At 64.6% G+C, this 18,503-nt stretch carries 19 protein-coding genes and 1 tRNA gene; 18 read left to right on the forward strand and 2 right to left on the reverse strand.

The window, feature by feature from the left end; translation table 11 throughout:
* Positions 1-132: 132 nt before the first annotated feature.
* Both accD and glmM read left to right on the forward strand, forming a co-directional pair.
* Complete coding sequence (gene accD, locus ACW6W5_RS17080) at positions 133-1,017, forward strand: acetyl-CoA carboxylase, carboxyltransferase subunit beta (RefSeq protein ID WP_152154500.1); 885 nt, start codon at positions 133-135, stop codon at positions 1,015-1,017.
* Positions 1,017-2,369 (forward strand): phosphoglucosamine mutase, encoded by a 1,353-nt coding sequence (gene glmM / locus ACW6W5_RS17085; protein WP_152154498.1) that lies wholly within the window; start codon positions 1,017-1,019, stop codon positions 2,367-2,369. Before accD ends, glmM begins: the two co-directional genes overlap by 1 nt.
* A gap of 71 nt (positions 2,370-2,440) precedes the next feature.
* On the opposite strand, the gene ACW6W5_RS17090 is transcribed toward glmM, so the two are convergent.
* Both ACW6W5_RS17090 and ACW6W5_RS17095 read right to left on the reverse strand, forming a co-directional pair.
* Complete coding sequence (locus ACW6W5_RS17090; RefSeq protein WP_152154496.1) at positions 2,441-3,295, reverse strand: polysaccharide deacetylase family protein; 855 nt, start codon at positions 3,293-3,295, stop codon at positions 2,441-2,443.
* On the reverse strand, positions 3,282-4,433 hold the full coding sequence (locus ACW6W5_RS17095) for a glycosyltransferase family 4 protein (RefSeq protein WP_121038436.1): 1,152 nt from the start codon (positions 4,431-4,433) through the stop codon (positions 3,282-3,284). Before ACW6W5_RS17095 ends, ACW6W5_RS17090 begins: the two co-directional genes overlap by 14 nt.
* 396 nt (positions 4,434-4,829) lie before the next feature.
* Here ACW6W5_RS17095 and ACW6W5_RS17100 point away from each other — a divergent pair, with 396 nt between their 5' ends.
* The 16 genes from ACW6W5_RS17100 to ACW6W5_RS17175 form a co-directional block, all read left to right on the forward strand.
* Positions 4,830-5,765, forward strand: a complete 936-nt coding sequence (locus ACW6W5_RS17100) for an isopenicillin N synthase family dioxygenase (protein WP_152154493.1) — start codon at positions 4,830-4,832, stop codon at positions 5,763-5,765.
* A 358-nt stretch (positions 5,766-6,123) separates the two neighbouring features.
* Positions 6,124-6,879, forward strand: coding sequence for a triose-phosphate isomerase (gene tpiA, locus ACW6W5_RS17105; RefSeq protein ID WP_121038430.1), 756 nt, complete (start codon positions 6,124-6,126; stop codon positions 6,877-6,879).
* 55 nt (positions 6,880-6,934) lie between these two features.
* Positions 6,935-7,375 carry a preprotein translocase subunit SecG gene (gene secG / locus ACW6W5_RS17110; protein WP_121041164.1) on the forward strand — a complete coding sequence of 147 codons (441 nt, stop codon included), beginning with the start codon at positions 6,935-6,937 and terminating at the stop codon, positions 7,373-7,375.
* A 49-nt stretch (positions 7,376-7,424) separates the two neighbouring features.
* Positions 7,425-7,509: transfer RNA gene (locus ACW6W5_RS17115), tRNA-Leu, on the forward strand.
* A 112-nt stretch (positions 7,510-7,621) separates the two neighbouring features.
* Entirely contained in the window at positions 7,622-7,978 is a 357-nt protein-coding gene (locus tag ACW6W5_RS17120) for an NADH-quinone oxidoreductase subunit A (RefSeq protein ID WP_026069699.1), read from the forward strand.
* Positions 7,969-8,523 (forward strand): NuoB/complex I 20 kDa subunit family protein, encoded by a 555-nt coding sequence (locus ACW6W5_RS17125; RefSeq protein ID WP_019182677.1) that lies wholly within the window; start codon positions 7,969-7,971, stop codon positions 8,521-8,523. The genes ACW6W5_RS17120 and ACW6W5_RS17125 overlap by 10 nt, the downstream gene beginning before the upstream one ends.
* Positions 8,524-8,555: 32 nt before the next feature.
* On the forward strand, positions 8,556-9,308 hold the full coding sequence (locus ACW6W5_RS17130) for an NADH-quinone oxidoreductase subunit C (protein ID WP_152153381.1): 753 nt from the start codon (positions 8,556-8,558) through the stop codon (positions 9,306-9,308).
* Complete coding sequence (locus ACW6W5_RS17135; RefSeq protein ID WP_121038424.1) at positions 9,305-10,612, forward strand: NADH-quinone oxidoreductase subunit D; 1,308 nt, start codon at positions 9,305-9,307, stop codon at positions 10,610-10,612. Before ACW6W5_RS17130 ends, ACW6W5_RS17135 begins: the two co-directional genes overlap by 4 nt.
* A gap of 94 nt (positions 10,613-10,706) precedes the next feature.
* Positions 10,707-11,234, forward strand: a complete 528-nt coding sequence (gene nuoE / locus ACW6W5_RS17140; protein WP_121038421.1) for an NADH-quinone oxidoreductase subunit NuoE — start codon at positions 10,707-10,709, stop codon at positions 11,232-11,234.
* Between the two features lie 3 nt (positions 11,235-11,237).
* A complete protein-coding gene (gene nuoF / locus ACW6W5_RS17145) occupies positions 11,238-12,578 on the forward strand; it encodes an NADH-quinone oxidoreductase subunit NuoF (protein ID WP_123730636.1) in 1,341 nt (446 codons plus the stop codon).
* Positions 12,575-14,809, forward strand: a complete 2,235-nt coding sequence (gene nuoG / locus ACW6W5_RS17150) for an NADH-quinone oxidoreductase subunit NuoG (protein WP_152153383.1) — start codon at positions 12,575-12,577, stop codon at positions 14,807-14,809. The genes nuoF and nuoG overlap by 4 nt, the downstream gene beginning before the upstream one ends.
* Positions 14,806-15,897: an NADH-quinone oxidoreductase subunit NuoH gene (nuoH, locus tag ACW6W5_RS17155; RefSeq protein WP_121038412.1), complete on the forward strand. Its 1,092-nt coding sequence runs from the start codon at positions 14,806-14,808 to the stop codon at positions 15,895-15,897. The genes nuoG and nuoH overlap by 4 nt, the downstream gene beginning before the upstream one ends.
* A 3-nt stretch (positions 15,898-15,900) precedes the next feature.
* Positions 15,901-16,389 (forward strand): NADH-quinone oxidoreductase subunit NuoI, encoded by a 489-nt coding sequence (gene nuoI, locus ACW6W5_RS17160; protein WP_121038409.1) that lies wholly within the window; start codon positions 15,901-15,903, stop codon positions 16,387-16,389.
* Between the two features lie 9 nt (positions 16,390-16,398).
* The gene (locus ACW6W5_RS17165) at positions 16,399-17,055 is read left to right on the forward strand and encodes an NADH-quinone oxidoreductase subunit J (RefSeq protein WP_152153385.1); all 657 of its coding nucleotides are present in this window, start codon (positions 16,399-16,401) and stop codon (positions 17,053-17,055) included.
* Positions 17,052-17,357 carry an NADH-quinone oxidoreductase subunit NuoK gene (gene nuoK, locus ACW6W5_RS17170; protein ID WP_019182685.1) on the forward strand — a complete coding sequence of 102 codons (306 nt, stop codon included), beginning with the start codon at positions 17,052-17,054 and terminating at the stop codon, positions 17,355-17,357. Before ACW6W5_RS17165 ends, nuoK begins: the two co-directional genes overlap by 4 nt.
* Positions 17,358-17,364: 7 nt before the next feature.
* On the forward strand, positions 17,365-18,503 hold a 1,139-nt coding region (locus ACW6W5_RS17175), incomplete at its 3' end, for an NADH-quinone oxidoreductase subunit L (RefSeq protein ID WP_458233667.1).

Raw genomic sequence — 18,503 nt, forward strand, 5'->3', positions numbered from 1 at the left:
TAAACGTACGTACCAGAATGGTTTACGTCAGCCCCCCGGCAACCGCCGGGGGGTGCCCGAGCATGGAAACGGTGAGCTAGACTGTCCGCCTTTGCGGCCCCCGGGCCGCCCTGAACGGAAGTAGCATCCCGCATGAGTTGGCTCAGCAAGTTGATGCCGTCTGGCATCCGCACCGACAACGTCCCCAGCAAGAAGCGCAGCGTCCCCGAGGGCCTGTGGGAGAAGTGCAGCAGCTGCGGCAGCGCGCTCTACCGTCCTGAGCTGGAAGAGAACCTGGAAGTCTGCCCCAAGTGTGGCCATCACATGGCCATCCGCGCGCGTGCGCGCCTGGCCGCGCTGTTCGATGCGGACAGCACCACCGAGATCGGTGCGCGCCTGGGACCGACGGACCTGCTCAAGTTCAAGGACCAGAAAAAGTACAGCGAGCGCATCAAGGCCTCGCAGAAGAACACCGGCGAGTACGACGCACTGATCGCCATGCAGGGCCTGATGAAGGGCCGCCCGCTGGTTGCCTCGGCCTTCGATTTCGCCTTCATGGGCGGCTCGATGGGCTCGGTGGTCGGTGAGCGTTTCTCGCTGGCTGCGGAAAAGGCGCTGGAGATCGGCGTGCCCTACGTGTGCTTCTCCGCCAGTGGCGGCGCGCGCATGCAGGAAGGCCTGTTCTCGCTGATGCAGATGGCCAAGACCTCGGCCGCGCTGGGTCGCCTGCGCGATGCCGGGCTGCCGTACATCTCGGTGCTGACCCATCCGACCACCGGTGGCGTGTCGGCCTCGTTCGCGATGCTGGGTGATATCAACATCGCCGAGCCGCAGGCACTGATCGGTTTCGCCGGCCCGCGCGTGATCGAGCAGACCGTGCGCGAAAAGCTGCCGGAAGGGTTCCAGCGCTCGGAGTTCCTGCTCGAGCACGGTGCGATCGATCAGATCTGCGACCGCCGCGAGATGCGTGACCGCCTGTCGGAGATCCTGGCCATGCTGGCGCGTCAGCCCGCACCCGCACCGGATGCGGCGGCCTGATGGCGTCGCGCAAGTATTTCGGCACCGACGGCATCCGCGGCAAGGTCGGTGAGGGCGTCATCTCCGCCGATTTCGTGCTGCGCCTGGGCAATGCGCTCGGGCGTGCGCTGACCGAGCGCAACGGGCACCGCCCGGTGGTGGTGATCGGCAAGGACACCCGTATCTCCGGCTACATGTTCGAAGCCGCATTGGAAGCCGGGCTGGTCGCCGCCGGCGCCGATGTGCAGCTGCTCGGCCCGATGCCGACGCCGGCGGTAGCCTTCCTCACCCGCACCCTCGGTGCGGATGCGGGTATCGTCATCAGCGCCTCGCACAACCCGCACTACGACAACGGCATCAAGTTCTTCTCCGCCGATGGCGAGAAGCTCGATGACGCCACCGAGCTGGCGCTGGAAGCCGCGCTCGATGCGCCGTTCACCACGGTCGAGTCCGAGCGGCTGGGCAAGGCCATGCGTGCCCGCGATGCGGTTGGCCGCTATATCGAATTCTGCAAGGCCAGCGTGCCGCGCGGGTTCGATCTGCGCGGGCTGAAGATCGTGCTCGACTGCGCGCACGGTGCTACGTACCACGTCGCCCCGCTGCTGTTCCGCGAGATGGGCGCGGTGGTGATCAGCATCGGCGATGCGCCCAACGGCCTGAACATCAACGATGGCGTCGGCTCGATGCACATCGACAATCTCGCGGCGAAAGTGCGTGAGGTTGGGGCCGATTTCGGTATCGCCTTCGACGGCGATGGCGACCGCGTGCTGATGGCCGATGACCAGGGCAATCCGGTCGATGGCGATGACCTGCTGTTCGTGCTGGCCCAGGCCTGGCAGCGCAGTGGGCGACTGCATGGCCCGGTGGTCGGTACGCTGATGACCAACTTCGGCCTGGAGCAGGCACTGGAACGGCTGAACATCCCGTTCCAGCGCAGCAACGTCGGCGACCGCTACGTGCATCAGGCCCTGGTGGAAAACAATGGCGTGCTCGGCGGCGAAGCCTCCGGTCACCTGTTGTGCCTGGATCGCGCCACCACCGGTGATGCGATCGTCAGCGCGCTGCAGGTGCTGGAAGTGCTGCGCCGTGACGGGACCTCGCTGCGCCAGGTGCTGTCGGTGCTCAACAAGGTGCCGCAGAAGACCGTCAACGTGCGTCTGCAGGGCGCGGCCAAGGCGACCGTGCAGGCCGAGAGCGTGCAGGCCGCGCTGGCGGCTGCGCAGCAGGCAGTGAAAGGGCGTGGGCGTGCGTTCCTGCGCCCCTCGGGCACCGAGCCGGTGGTGCGCGTCACCGTCGAGGCAGACAGCGCAGAGCTGATGCAGTCCACGCTGGACAGCCTTTCGGCAGCGGTGAAGGCAGCTGCCGCGGCCTGAGCCGGGCAGGATGCCGGAAACTGAAAACGCCCCGGGAGACCGGGGCGTTTTCGTTGCAGCGCGGTGGCGCGTTACGGCCCCGCCACCATCTTCTTTTTCTTCGCCTTGAAGCGATTGAACAGGGGTGCGATCAACGGGTGGTAACTGTAGGCGATGCGCTTGCGCAGCCAGCTCGCCGGCCGGTTGCGGATCGCGAACCGATAGATGTGCCCCGGATCGCCGCCGACCACGTTGCGGCCGAACGGATGCGTGGTATGCAGGTAGTTGAAGCCCTGCGCCCGTGCGATCTGCACGTAGTCCTCGTCGAAATCGCCGTACGGCCAGCACAGCGTGTCCGAGACCGTTCCCAGCTGCTGCTGCAGCACTTCGCGTGCCACCGAGAGGTCGCCGCTGATGCCCTGGCGCTTGTGCTCGCGGGAGATATCCTGCTTGAGCCAGCGCGTGTGCGTGTGGGTATGGCAGTGCACCTCGAACGTGCCGGCGGCGATCATCGCGCGCGCTTCGCTCCAGCGCATCATCACCTCGTCCGGGCGGTTCTCGCGCAGGATCGCCGCCTCGCAGGCGCGATGGTCCGGCGTTGCGGGCAGGGTGGCGCCGGCCTGGCCGGCATGCGGGCGGACATCGCCTTCGCCCATCCAGCCGGTGACCACGAACACGACCGCGTGCATGCCGTACTTGGCCAGGATCGGGTGCGCGTACACCCAGTTGTCCAGGTAGCCGTCATCGAAGGTGATCACGATCGACTTGGCGGGGGTCGGCTTGCCAGCGAGGAAGCCGGCGTACTGGTCCAGCGTCAGCGAGGTCCAGCCGTTGGCCGCCAGCCAGGCGATCTGGCTTTCGAAGTTCTCCGGCGACACCGTGATCATCCCCGGAGAGGGGGAGACATGGTGGTGCATCAGCACCGGGACGGATCTAGCGTTGGCCATGGCCCAGTTCCTTCAACCACTGGTGGTAATAGTGTTCGGTCGCTTCAGTGTGACCGGTCGGGGTGAAACGGTGGGCGCTGCGCATCCACTCCCAGCCCGCCAGGCCCATCTGCTGGCGGCGGTCAGGCTGCTCGATCAGGGTGCGCAGTGCGTTGGTCAACGCAGCCTGATCGCCCAGCGGCGCGAGCAGGGCGTTGCTGCCTTCCACCACCATCTCCGGCACGCCGCCCACGCGCGTGGCGACGATCGGCACGCCGACGTACGCAGCTTCGAGAAACACCGTGCCGGCTGCCTCCTTGTGGGTAGCGAGAGCGAAGATATCGAAACCGGTCATCAGCCGGCAAGCGCCCTGGCGGTAGCCCAGCAAGTGCACCTGGGCGGCGATGCCGAGCTGCTCGCGCAGGGCGATCAGGCGGTCCATCACCGGCTGGCCGTCGCCGACGATCACCAGCTGCACGCGCGCATCGGCGCGGCACAGCGGCGCCATGGCCTGCAGCAGTTCCAGGTGGCCCTTGGGCTCGCGCAGCACCGCGACGCAGCCGACCACGATCTGTTCGTCGTTGAAGCCCAGCTCCGCGCGCACGTCCGCGCGGGTGTCCTGCAGGCACTGCCAAGGATCGCGCTTGGCGATCTGCGACCACTGCGGCGGTACTGCGATCGGCGGGACGATGCCGACGTGCGCGTCCTCGATGCCGCGGCTGACCATCAGCTTCTTCACGAAACTGCTCACCGTCATCACCCGGTGGGGCAGGCCGGTGTAGGTCAGCAGCGAGTTGATCGGGCTCATCAGGTGGCGCGAGCGCACCACCAGTGGCGTGCCGCCCAGGCGTGCGCCGGCAGCGGCGATCAGGCTGTCGCGGCGGCTGGTGGTGTTGACCACGTCGTAGCCTTGGCGGCGCACCAGGCGCGAGACTGACCAGATCCCCCGCAGCATGCGCAGCAGGCCGCCCATTTTCAGCGCGTGGACGGTAAAGCCGGCTTCGCGCGCCATCTCGCCCAGGCGGGCGCCGGGCTGGCAGAGCAGGGAGACGTCATGGCCGCGCTCGCGCATGGCCAGCATGTGGCGATAGATGTAGATCTCCTGCCCGCCAAATCCCTTGGCAGCCTCGGTATGGAGAATTTTCAGTGGCACGTTCATCGGTGGACAGTCCATGTGTGGAAAAGCGCCCGTGGCATGCGCGGGCGGCCATCGTCATTGCCTGCGGGATCGCGCCAGCGCATCCCATGCGCTGTGCGGTGCCGTGGGTGGAAGGTCATGCGGGTCCATCGGCCACACGCTGGGCCCTGCCGGCGTGAGCCAGCGCAACGCCGTCGGCGATGAGGGGAGGGCAGGGCATCCATGAGGCGGACCGGGCGACGCTGGGAGTAAAAGGGGCGGCGCGTGAGCGTCGCCGTTAGCCCGTTCTGGCCGTCTGGGCGCGCGCATTGTATCGGTTTGTATCAATGTATCGGTGGCGGGGTTGGCCCGATCTGGCACAATGTTCAGCCGGGCCACAGCTGGCCCACCGACCACCATGAACAAGCAGGAATCGCTGTGAGCCAGATCCCCACCCTCGATATCACCCGTTTTGACACCGACCGCGACGCGTTCGTGGCCGAGCTGGGTGCGGCCTACCGCGAATGGGGCTTTGCTGGCATCCGCAACCACGGCATTCCGCAGGCCGACATCGACGCCGCGTATGAGGTATTCAAGGCCTTCTTCGCGCTGCCGGAAGAGACCAAGCGCCAGTACCACGTGCCCGGCAGCGGCGGCGCGCGCGGCTACACCGCCTTCGGCGTGGAGACCGCCAAGGGTTCGCAGCACTTCGATCTGAAGGAGTTCTGGCACATCGGTCGTGAGATCCCGGACGACTCCAAGTACCGTGACGTGATGGCCCCGAACCTGTGGCCGAGCGAGGTCCCGGACTTCCGTGAACGCGGCTACGCCATCTACCAGGCGCTGGACACGCTGGGTTCGCGCGTCCTGTCGGCGCTGGCCCTGCACATTGGCCTGCCGGAGGATTTCTTCGCCGACAAGACCAACAACGGCAACTCGATCCTGCGTCCGATCCACTACCCGCCGATCACCGCGGAGAACATCCCGAACGTGCGCGCCGGTGCCCATGGCGACATCAACTTCATCACGCTGCTGGTCGGCGCCAGCGCCGCCGGCCTGGAAGTGCAGTCGCACGAGGGCAAGTGGGTGCCGTTCACCTCGGATGCGGACACCATCGTGGTCAACATCGGCGACATGCTGCAGCGCCTGACCAACCATGTGTATCCCTCGACGATCCACCGCGTGGTCAATCCCCCGGGCGAGCAGGCGCGCCAGCCGCGTTATTCGGTGCCGTTCTTCCTGCACCCGAACCCGGATTTCCTGATCGACGTGCTGCCGACCTGCATCACCCCGGAAAACCCGAGCCGCTACCCGGAGCCGATCACCGCCCACGGCTTCCTGGAAGAGCGCCTGCGCGAGATCAAGCTGAAGTAAGCGATCCTACCGGAGCAAGAACGAAGGCCGCCGAAAGGCGGCCTTCTTCGTTTCGCGTATTGCCTGCCTCTGGCTGGCTCCAAACATTGCTGCCCTGGTTGCATTTGGCTATTCGCTGCCCCGTGTTGGGCGAGCGCTGCCATGCCCAGCCGGGACGCGGAGCGGGGTTTACGGCGTGTCCCGCCAACCCACCCACGCCCGCCCAGTCCGGGCACGTCCACCGGCCCCGTCGCCCTTGCTTTTGACTTGGGGCCGCAACGAAAAATAAATATCCAATTGAAATGTAAGCGTTTTCCCGCCAACGCCATTTCGTTGCATCCGTTATCATGGCCGGCTGATACCCAAAGGAGCCCCCGCCATGCGCCGCAAGATCGTCGCCGGTAACTGGAAGCTGCACGGCAGCCGCCAATTCGCCACCGACCTGGTCAGTGACCTGGTTGCCGACCTCCCCCTGCAGGGCGTCGAAGTCGTGGTCCTGCCGCCGCTCCCGTACCTGGGCGAACTGGTCGAAGCCTTCGAAGGGCGCGCCGTCGCCTTTGGCTCCCAGGATGTCAGCAGCAACGAAAAGGGCGCCTACACCGGCGAAGTCTCGGCCACCATGCTGGCTGAAGTCGGTGCCCGCTATGGCCTGGTCGGCCACTCCGAACGCCGCCAGTACCATGCCGAAAGCAGTGAGCTGGTCGCGCGCAAGTTCGCCGCCGCCCTGCATGCCGGCCTGACCCCCATCCTGTGCGTGGGCGAAACCCTCGAACAGCGCGAGGCCCATCAGACCGAGGCGGTCATCGCCGCCCAGCTCGCCCCGGTGCTGGAACTGGTCGGCGCCGCCGGCTTCGCCCAGGCTGTGGTCGCCTATGAGCCGGTCTGGGCCATCGGTACCGGCCGGACCGCCTCCAAGGAGCAGGCCCAGCAGGTCCACGCGTTCATCCGTGGCGAAGTGGCCAAGCTCGATGCTAGAATTGCGGATTCACTGTCGATCCTCTATGGCGGCAGCGTGAAGCCCGACAACGCCGCGGAACTGTTCGCACAGCCCGATGTCGATGGTGGGCTGGTGGGCGGCGCCTCCCTGGTGGCCGCGGACTTCCTTGCCATCGCTGCCGCGGCGGCGGGGCGCTAATTAGTTACGTTGTCGGCCCAACCGCCGGCACGACATGTCCGAGGACGGATTCGAAATGCTGATGTTGATCCTCAATGTGGTCTACGTGCTGGTCGCAGTGGCCATGATCGCGCTCATCCTGATGCAGCGTGGTTCCGGCGCGGCCGCAGGGTCGGGTTTCGGTGCCGGCGCCTCGGGCACTGTGTTCGGCGCGCGTGGCGCGTCCAACTTCCTGTCCAAGTCGACCAAGTGGCTGGCCGTGGTGTTCTTCGGCATCAGCCTCTTCATGGCTTGGTACGCCAGCCATGGCTCGCGCCCGGCGGCGCAGCAGGATCTGGGTCTGATGTCGGCGCCGGCCGCCAGTGCGCCAGTCGCGCCGGCAGGCGAGCTTCCGGTCGTGCCGAAGGCCCCGGAAACCCCGTCGCAGCAGCCTGTTCCGTCGGCCACTGTGCCGGCTCAGGCGGAAACGCCGAAATCTGGTGAAGAAAAGCCTTCGGAAGGCACCCAGACTCGCTGAAGACGGTTACAATATGCGGCGCACTGGAGAACAACCGGTGCGATCGTAAGCCCAGGTGGCGGAATTGGTAGACGCACTACCTTGAGGTGGTAGCGACGAGAGTCGTAGGGGTTCGAGTCCCCTCTTGGGCACCATTTGTTTGTAAGCGGGTTCGTCTGGCGCGCAAAGCGCCAGGTAGCGGTATCCGTCCACTCCCCCATGCCAAAGCGCCTGCAGGCGCAGCGGCAGAGGCAAGAGAGAATCGCTGTGCTGGCCGAATATTTGCCGTCTCTGCTGTTTCTGATCGTTGCCACCGGTATCGGCGTTGCGCTGATGCTGGTTGGCCGATTCCTCGGTCCCCGACGTCCTGATCTTAAAAAGCTCTCGCCGTACGAATGCGGCTTCGAGGCTTTCGAGGACGCGCGCATGAAGTTCGATGTGCGCTACTACCTGATCGCGATTCAGTTCATCGTATTTGATCTGGAAATCATCTTCATCGTGCCGTGGACCCAGGTCTTCATGGAGCTGGGCGCACGTTCGCTGGTCACGATGGGCCTCTTCGTAGGCATGCTTTTCCTCGGTTTCATTTACGTCTGGAAGAAGGGAGCGCTGGAATGGGAGTAATTCAGACGCTCGACGGCCTGATGAACAACCCGGTCCCGGAAGGGCGGGTCGATGACATCCTGCGCCCCGAAGGCGACAACCCCCTGCTCGAAAAGGGCTACGTGACCACCAGCGTCGATGCGCTGTTGAATTGGGCGCGTACCGGTTCGATGTGGCCGATGACCTTTGGTCTGGCCTGCTGCGCAGTGGAAATGATGCACGCCGGTGCGGCGCGTCTGGATCTTGACCGTTACGGTGTGGTGTTCCGCCCGTCGCCGCGTCAGTCCGACGTGATGATCGTGGCCGGCACCCTGGTCAACAAGATGGCTCCGGCCCTGCGCAAGGTCTATGACCAGATGCCGGACCCGAAGTGGGTCATCTCGATGGGCAGCTGCGCCAACGGTGGCGGCTACTACCACTACTCCTATGCAGTAGTGCGTGGCTGTGACCGCGTGGTGCCGGTGGACATCTATGTCCCCGGCTGCCCACCTACCGCCGAAGCGCTGGTGTACGGGATCCTGCAGTTGCAGAAGAAGATCTGGCGTACGCAGACCATCGCCCGCTGACATCCCTCCTGACAAGAGCACGCCAAGCCCCCATGGCAGAGCAAGCACATTCCTTCATCGACCGACTTTCCGCACGTTTCGCAGGTGCGCAGGTCTTCGTGGTCGAACCCCGCGGCGAAGTGACGCTGGAAGTGCCCGCCGCTGACTGGCATGCCACCGCTCTGGCGCTGCGCGACGAATTCGGTTTCGAGCAGGCGGTTGACCTGTGCGGCCTGGACTACCTCGGCTATGGCAGCGACGAATGGGATACGGCCGATGTGTCGTCCCAGGGCTTCAGCCGTGGCGTGGAGGGCAAGTCCGTCGGTCGTTTCGCCTGGGGTGAATTCCCCACCCGCGAAACCAGCGATGGCGCCCAGCCGCAGCCGATCCCGCTGCAGCGTTTTGCCGTGGTTACCCAGCTGCGTTCCTACCAGCACAACCTCACGATGCGCATCCGTTGCTTTGCGCCGAGCGAGGAGCTGCCGGTGGTCGCGTCATTGACCAACATCTGGCCAGGCCTGAACTGGTTCGAGCGTGAAGCGTTCGATCTGTTCGGCGTGATCTTCGAAGGTCACCCGGACCTGCGCCGGATCCTGACCGACTACGGTTTCGTCGGGCACCCGTTCCGCAAGGATTTCCCGCTGATCGGCAACGTCGAAGTGCGCTACGACGAAGAGAAGCAGCGCGTGATCTACGAGCCGGTGACCTCGGTCGAGCCGCGCGTCGGCGTGCCGCGTGTCATCCGTGACGACGCCCGTTTCCAGACCGCTGCCGGCGAAAGCGCGCAGACGGAGGCAAGCAAGTGAGTGAATTCCACCAGGCCAGCCAGGCCTTTGCGAGCAATCCGGCCGAACTCCGGCAGGAGATCCGCAACTACACGATGAACTTCGGTCCGCAGCATCCGGCCGCGCACGGTGTGCTGCGCCTGATCCTGGAAATGGACGGCGAAACCATCATGCGTGCCGACCCCCACGTGGGCCTGCTGCACCGTGGTACCGAAAAGCTGGCCGAGTCCAAGCCGTTCAACCAGTCGATCGGCTACATGGATCGCCTGGATTACGTGTCGATGATGTGCAACGAGCACGCCTATGTGCGCGCGATCGAAACCCTGATGGGGATCGAGGCGCCCGAGCGTGCCCAGTACATCCGCACCATGTTCGACGAAATCACCCGCATCCTGAATCACCTGATGTGGCTGGGGTCCAACGCGCTCGATCTGGGCGCGATGGCGGTCATGCTGTACGCCTTCCGCGAGCGCGAAGAGCTGATGGACTGCTATGAAGCGGTCTCCGGCGCGCGCATGCATGCGGCGTATTACCGTCCGGGCGGCGTCTACCGCGACCTGCCGGACCACATGCCCAAGTACAAGGAATCGCGCTGGCACAAGGGCAAGGCCCTGAAGAACCTCAACGCCTCGCGCGAAGGTTCGCTGCTGGATTTCCTGGAGAACTTCACCGTTGAATTCCCCAAGCGCGTCGACGAATACGAAACCCTGCTGACCGACAACCGTATCTGGAAGCAGCGTACGGTCGGCATCGGCGTGGTCACCCCGGAACTGGCCCATGCCTGGGGCATGACCGGCGTGATGCTGCGCGGCTCGGGCATTGCCTGGGATCTGCGCAAGAAGCAGCCGTATGCCAAGTACGACGCGGTCGAGTTCGACATCCCGCTCGGCAAGGAAGGTGACTGCTACGACCGTTACCTGTGCCGCGTGGCCGAGATGCGCGAATCCAACCGCATCATCAAGCAGTGCGTGACCTGGCTGAAGGCCAATCCGGGTCCGGTCATGGTCAAGAACTTCAAGGTCGCGCCGCCCAGCCGCGAAGACATGAAGGACGACATGGAAGCGCTGATCCATCACTTCAAGCTGTTCAGTGAAGGCTACTGCGTCCCGGCCGGCGAAACCTACGCCGCCGTCGAAGCGCCCAAGGGCGAGTTCGGCTGCTACCTGATGTCCGATGGTGCCAACAAGCCGTTCCGCGTGCATCTGCGCGCGCCGGGCTTCGCCCATCTGTCCTCGATCGACTCGATCGTGCGCGGGCACATGCTCGCCGACGTGGTGGCCATGATCGGCACCTACGATCTGGTGTTCGGCGAGGTGGACCGGTGATCGCATCCGCTTGCACGACGCCTGACACCCGCCGGCTGCTGCCGGCGCTGCAGGCTCTGGTTTTTAACGATTTCGTATTCGCTGAGGTCGGCCGATGAAGGCGACAGGTAATTTCGAGGCGGCGCGTGACGTCGACCCGATGGTGGTCTTGAATGACAAGACCCGTGCGCACATCGATCACTGGCTGGCCAAGTTCCCGCCGGATCGCAAGCGCTCGGCTGTCCTGCAGGGCCTGCACGCCGCACAGGAACAGAATGCGGGCTGGCTGACCGACGAGCTGATCGCCGGCGTCGCCAAGTACCTGGATCTGCCGCCGGTGTGGGCCTACGAGGTCGCCAGCTTCTACTCGATGTTCGAACTGGAGAAGGTCGGCCGCCACAACGTCGCCTTCTGCACCAACATCAGCTGCTGGTTGAACGGTGCCGAAGACCTGGTCGCGCACGCCGAGAAGAAGCTCGGCTGCAAGACCGGTCAGTCCACCGCCGATGGCCGCATCTACCTCAAGCGCGAAGAAGAATGCCTGGCCGGTTGCGCCGGTGCGCCGATGATGGTCATCAATGGCCATTACCACGAGCGCCTGACCGTCGAGAAAGTCGACGAGCTGCTGGACGGGTTGGAGTAAGACATGGCACATCATCACGCACCCAGTGGTCCGGTCGGTCCCGCACCGTTGCCGCACCAGGTGGTCTACACCACCCTGCATTACGACACTCCGTGGTCGTATGAAAGCTACCTCAAGACCGGCGGCTACGCTGCCCTGCGCAAGATCCTCGAAGAGAAGATCTCGCCGGAGCAGGTCATCGAGATGGTCAAGCAGTCCAACCTGCGCGGCCGTGGCGGCGCGGGCTTCCCGACCGGCCTGAAGTGGTCTTTCATGCCCAAGGGCACCATGCAGAAGTACATCCTGTGCAACTCGGATGAATCCGAGCCGGGGACCTGCAAGGACCGCGACATCCTGCGTTACAACCCGCATTCGGTCGTGGAAGGCATGGCGATCGCCTGCTACGCCACCGGCTCGACCGTGGGCTACAACTACCTGCGTGGTGAGTTCCACCACGAGCCGTTCGAGAACTTCGAGCAGGCCCTGGCCGACGCATACGCGAACGGCTGGCTGGGCAAGGACATCCTCGGCAGCGGCGTGGACATCGACATCTACGGTGCGCTGGGTGCCGGCGCCTACATCTGCGGCGAAGAAACCGCGCTGATGGAATCGCTGGAAGGCAAGAAGGGCCAGCCGCGTTACAAGCCGCCGTTCCCGGCCAACTTCGGCCTGTACGGCAAGCCGTCGACGATCAACAACACCGAGACCTATGCCTCGGTGCCGGCGATCATCCGCAACGGCCCGGAATGGTTCGCAGGCCTGAGCCTGACCAAGAACGGCGGTCCGAAGATCTTCTCGGTCTCCGGTTGCGTGCAGAAGGGTGGCAACTTCGAAGTGCCGCTGGGCACCACCTTCGACGACCTGCTGGAAATGGCCGGTGGTCTGAAGCCGGGCCGCACGCTCAAGGGTGCGGTCCCGGGCGGCGTTTCGATGCCGGTGCTGAAGGCCGAAGAGCTCAAGGGCCTGCAGATGGACTACGACACCCTGCGTGCCCTGGGCACCGGTCTGGGGTCGGGCGCCATCGTGGTGCTGGATGACAGCGTCTGCTGCGTCAAGTTCGCCTGCCGCATCAGCCAGTTCTTCCACAAGGAATCCTGCGGGCAGTGCACCCCGTGCCGTGAAGGCACCGGCTGGATGCACCGCGTGCTGGAGCGCATCGTTGCCGGCAAGGCCACGATGGAAGACCTGCATCAGTTGAAGACGGTGGCCGGCCAGATTGAAGGTCATACCATCTGCGCGTTCGGTGAAGCGGCGGCATGGCCCATCCAGGGCTTCCTGCGCCAGTTCTGGGACGAATTCGAGTACTACATCGTCAACGGTCATTCGATGGTTGACGGCAAGAAGGTGGAGGCAGCCGCCGCATGAGCGCGCAACCCGTAAACCCGAGCGTGCCACCGGATCATGTGACCGTCGAAATCGACGGCCAGTCCCTGGTCGTGCCCAAGGGCTCGATGATCATCCAGGCCGCCGACAAGGCGGGCATTCCGATCCCGCGCTTCTGCTACCACGAGAAGCTGCCGATCGCCGCCAACTGCCGCATGTGCCTGGTCGACGTGGAAAAGTCGCCCAAGCCGGCACCGGCCTGCGCCACGCCCGTCATGGATGGCATGAAGGTCGCCACCCGCAGTGAAAAGGCGCTGAAGTTCCAGCGCTCGGTGATGGAATTCCTGCTGATCAACCATCCGCTGGACTGCCCGATCTGCGATCAGGGCGGCGAGTGCGAGCTGCAGGACGTTTCGCTGGGCTATGGCCGTTCGGTCAGCCGCTTCAACGAGCGCAAGCGCGTGGTGCCCGACGAGGACATCGGTCCGCTGGTCGCCACCGAAATGACCCGCTGCATCCAGTGCACCCGCTGCGTCCGCTTCACGGCCGACGTTGCCGGTACCTACGAGCTGGGTGGCATGTACCGCGGTGAGAACCTGCAGATCGGCACCTACGACGGCAAGCCGCTGACCACCGAGCTGTCCGGCAACGTGGTCGACGTCTGCCCGGTCGGTGCGCTGACCAACAAGGTGTTCCAGTTCCGCGCCCGTCCGTGGGAACTGACCGCGCGCGAATCGCTGGGCTACCACGACGCGATGGGCTCGAACCTGTTCCTGCACGTGCGCCGCGGCGAAGTACTGCGCGCGGTGCCGCGCGACAACGAGTCGGTCAACGAATGCTGGCTGTCCGATCGGGACCGCTATTCGCACCAGGGCCTGTACAGCGAAGACCGTGCGGTCAAGCCGCTGCGCAAGGTCAATGGCGAGTGGAAGGAAGTGAGCTGGGCCGAAGGCCTGGCCGCGGCCAAGGAGATCTTCGCCGCCCACCAGGGTGACGACCTCGGCGTGCTGGTGCACCCGTCGGCCTCGAACGAGGAGGGTGCACTGCTGGCCCGTCTCGCCGCCGGCCTGGGCACCACGAACATCGATCACCGCATCAACAACCGCGATTTCTCCGACGCCGCCACCGCCGAAGTCTTCGGCCTGCCGCTGGCCGAGATCGAAGTCGCGGACAGCATCGTCGTGCTCGGCAGCAACATCCGCCACGAGCTGCCGCTGCTGCATGCCCGCCTGCGCAAGGCGCAGACCACGCGCAACGCGAAGATCCACGCCGTCAATCCGGTGGACTTCGATTTCGCCTTCAAGCTGGCCAGCAAGCAGATCGTCGCCCCGTCGGCCTTCATCGACGCACTGGGCAACGCCGCGCTGCGCGACGCCGTGAAGGGCGCGAGCAACGCCGTGCTGATCGTCGGTGGCATCGCCGAAAACCACCCGCAGGCCGCCGCGATCCGCGCCGCTGCGCGTGATTTCGCCGCCGCGACCGGTGCCAAGCTGTGCCGCATCCCGCAGGGCGCCAATGCCGTGGGCCTGGCCCGCGCCGGCGTGCTGCCGGCCGGCAAGGACGTCAACGCCATGCTGGCGCAGCCGCGCAAGGCCTATGCCATCTACGGCATCGAGCCGGGCCTGGACTTCGCCGACGCCGCCGCTGCCCGCAAGGCACTGGCCGGTGCCCAGGTGGTGGCCTTCAGCCAGTTCGCCTGTGCCTCGACCCGCGACATCGCCGACGTGATCCTGCCGATCGGCGCGCTGCCGGAAGTGGATGCCACCCTGACCAACCTCGATGGTCGCGAGCAGTCGGCCCGTGCCGGCGGCAAGCTGCCGGGCGAGGCGCGTGAAGGCTGGCGTGTGCTGCGTGCACTGGGCGGCGAGATGTCGCTGGCCGGTTTCGAGTTCACCGATCTGGCCGGCCTGCGCGCCAGCCTGGCGCCGGTCAGCGTCACCGTCTCGTCCTCGGCGGCAACGCCGGTGGCAGGCGAGGGCCTGGAAGTGACCTCGACCGCCGCGATCTACCGCACCGATGCGGTGGTCCGTCGCGCCCAGGCACTGCAGTCGCATCCGCTCAACACCGCCCCGCGCATCGTGCTCAACATCGCCGATGCCGCCCGCCTGCAGTTGGCCGAAGGGCAGATGGCCAAGGTCGGCACCGATGCCGGTCGCGCCACCCTGCCGGTGGTGGTCGATGCCCGCGTCGCCGCGGGTTCGGTCTGGATTGAATCGGGCCACGGTGCAACCGCACCGCTGGGTGCCGCACGCGTAACGGTGGTGGCTGCATGAACGAATTGCTGTTGAACGCGGTTGACCCGCTGCACCAGTGGCTGCTGTCACTGGGCGACATCGGCGCGCTGCTCTGGATCATCCTGAAGATCCTGGTGATCGCCATGCCGGTGATCATCTCGGTGGCCTTCTACGTGGTCTGGGAGCGCAAGCTGATCGGCTGGATGCACGTGCGTCATGGCCCGATGTATGTCGGCATGGGCATCTTCCAGGCCTTCGCCGACGTCTTCAAACTGCTGTTCAAGGAGATCATCCAGCCGAGCAGCTCGCACAAGGCGATGTTCATCCTTGCGCCGCTGATCACGCTGGGCCCGGCCTTCGCGGCCTGGTCGGTGATTCCCTTCGACGCACAGATCGTGCTGTCCAACGCCAACGCCGGTCTGCTGTACCTGTTGGCAATGACCTCGCTGGGCGTGTACGGCATCATCCTGGCCGGTTGGGCCTCCAACTCGAAGTACGCGTTCCTGGGTGCCATGCGCGCCTCGGCGCAGATGATCAGCTACGAAATCGCGATGGGCTTTGCCCTGGTCGGCGTGATGATCGCCTCGGGCAGCCTCAACCTGAGCAGCATCGTGATGGCGCAGGCGGGCAACTCCGGTCTGTTCGACTGGTTCCTGCTGCCGCTGTTCCCGTTGTTCATCGTGTACTGGGTGTCCGGCGTCGCCGAAACCAACCGCGCGCCGTTCGACGTCGTGGAAGGTGAATCGGAAATCGTGGCCGGCCACATGGTCGAATACTCCGGTGGTGCATTCGCGCTGTTCTTCCTGGCCGAATACGCCAACATGATCCTGATCAGCTTCCTGATCTCGATCTTCTTCCTCGGTGGTTGGCTGAGCCCGCTCCAGGGCTGGATCACGGCAGACATCTCGCCGTGGATCGACTGGATCTGGAAGGGCGGCTGGCCGTGGCTGCTGCTGAAGGTCTTCTTCTTCGCCAGCTCCTACATCTGGTTCCGTGCCAGCTTCCCGCGCTTCCGTTACGACCAGATCATGCGTCTGGGCTGGAAGGTCTTCATCCCGCTCACCATCTTCTGGATTGCAGTGACGGCGTTGATGGTGTTTTACGGCGTGATCCAGAAGGGCGTCTAAGCGATGAACCGAATTACCCATTACTTCAAAAGCCTGCTGCTCCTTGAGCTGCTCGGTGGTCTGTGGCTGACCCTGAAGTACGCCTTCAAGCCGAAGTACACGATGATGTACCCGATGGAGAAGTTCCCGCAGTCGCCGCGTTTCCGCGGTCTGCATGCACTTCGCCGCTATCCCAACGGTGAGGAACGCTGCATCGCATGCAAACTGTGCGAAGCGGTGTGCCCGGCGCTGGCGATCACCATCGATTCGGCCAAGCGCGAGGACGGCACCCGCCGTACCACCCGTTACGACATCGATCTGTTCAAGTGCATCTTCTGCGGCTTCTGTGAAGAAAGCTGCCCGGTGGACTCGATCGTCGAGACCCACATTCTCGAGTACCACTTCGAGAACCGTGGCGAGAACATCGTTACCAAGCCGCAGCTGCTGGCCATCGGTGATCGGCTTGAAGCCGAGATCGCCGAGCGTCGCGCCGCCGATGCCGCTTTCCGCTGAGGTCGAATGATGGATTGGGTAAATATCAGTTTCTGGGTCTTCTCCATCGTGGCGGGCATTTCCGCTGCGGCGGTGATCAGCGTGCGCAATCCGGTCTACGCCGTGTTGTGCCTGATCCTGACCTTCTTCTCCGTGGCCTGCATCTGGATCCTGGTCGGGGCCGAGTTCCTCGGTGTCGCGCTGGTGCTGGTCTACGTCGGCGCGGTCATGGTGCTGTTCCTGTTCGTGGTGATGATGCTGGACATCGATTCCTCCAACCTGCGTGAGGGCTGGGTACGTTACCTGCCGCTCGGCCTGGTGGTGGCGGTGACGATGCTCGTGCAGATGCTGGTGCTGATCGGCGTGAAGGGCAGGGCGGTCAATCCGTTCCCGGCCGACAACGCTGCCGCGCTGGCGGCTGACACCTCCAACATCACCTGGCTGGCCCGCAGCCTGTTCACCGAGTACCTGCTGCCGTTCGAGTTCGCTGCCGTCATCCTGACCGTGGCCGTGGTTGCCGCCGTCATGCTGACCCTGCGTCGCCGCACCGGCCTGAAGACCCAGAACCCGTCCGAGCAGACCATGGTCAAGGGCAGCGATCGCCTGCGCATCGTCAAGATGGATGTGGAGAAGCCGGTCGTGCACACCAATATCAAGCCGTCCAGCAACGAGGAGGCGCAGCCATGATCACGCTTGGCCACATTCTGGCGCTGGGTGCGGTGCTGTTCTGCATCAGCCTTGCCGGCATTTTCCTCAACCGCAAGAACATCATCGTGCTGTTGATGTCCATCGAGTTGATGCTGCTGTCGGTCAACATCAATTTCGTCGGGTTCTCGCGTGAGATGGGTGATACGGCCGGACAGCTGTTCGTCTTCTTCATCCTGACCGTGGCCGCGGCCGAGGCCGCCATCGGCCTCGCGATCCTGGTAACCCTGTTCCGTACTCGCCGCACCATCAATGTCGGCGAAGTCGATTCGCTGAAGGGCTGATCCGTAGATGGAAATCACTCTCTCCAAGAGTCTGTTGATCGCAGTGGTGCTCGCACCGCTGTTCGGCAGCATCATCGCCGGCCTGTTCGGTCGTCAGGTCGGTCGCGCTGGCGCGCAGGCGGTCACCATCCTCGGCGTGGCGGTCAGCTGCGTGCTGTCCAGCTACGTGCTGTACATGCTGCTGTGGGGCGGCGCCCAGCCGTTCAACCAGAACCTCTATACGTTCTTCGACGTGGGCCAGTACTCGGCGCACGTGGGCTTCATGGTCGACAAGCTCACCGCGATGATGATGGTCGTGGTGACCTTCGTATCCTTCCTGGTGCACGTGTACACCATCGGCTACATGCAGGATGACCCGGGCTACCAGCGGTTCTTCAGCTACATCTCGCTGTTCACCTTCTCGATGCTCACCCTGGTGATGAGCAACAACTTCCTGCAGCTGTTCTTCGGCTGGGAAGCGGTGGGCCTGGTGTCGTACCTGCTGATCGGCTTCTGGTTCAAGCGCCCGACCGCCATCTTCGCCAACATGAAGGCCTTCCTGGTCAACCGTGTCGGTGACTTCGGCTTCATCCTCGGCATCGCCGGCGTGTTGTGGGTGTTTGGCACCCTGGATTACGCCACCGTGTTCGCCAACGCCCAGGTGCTGGGCCACCCGGATGCGCTGATCCAGATCTGGTCGGGCACGATCGATCTGTTCGGCACCTCCATCCCGGTGATGAGCGAGCCGGTGATCTGGTCGGTCGCCACCGTGATCTGCATCTGCCTGTTCATCGGTGCGATGGGCAAGTCGGCCCAGGTGCCGCTGCACGTCTGGCTGCCGGACTCGATGGAAGGCCCGACCCCGATCTCGGCCCTGATCCATGCCGCGACCATGGTCACCGCGGGCATCTTCATGGTCACCCGCATGTCGCCGCTGTTCGAGCTGTCGCAGACCGCGCTGAACTTCGTGCTCTTCATCGGCGCCACCACCGCGTTCTTCACCGGCCTGATCGGCATCGTGCAGAACGACATCAAGCGCGTCGTCGCGTACTCCACGCTGTCCCAGCTGGGTTACATGACCGTCGCCCTGGGTGTGTCGGCGTACTCGGCGGCCGTGTTCCACCTGATGACCCACGCCTTCTTCAAGGCGCTGCTGTTCCTCGGCGC

It is taken from the genome of Stenotrophomonas sp. IS26 (assembly GCF_054188265.1).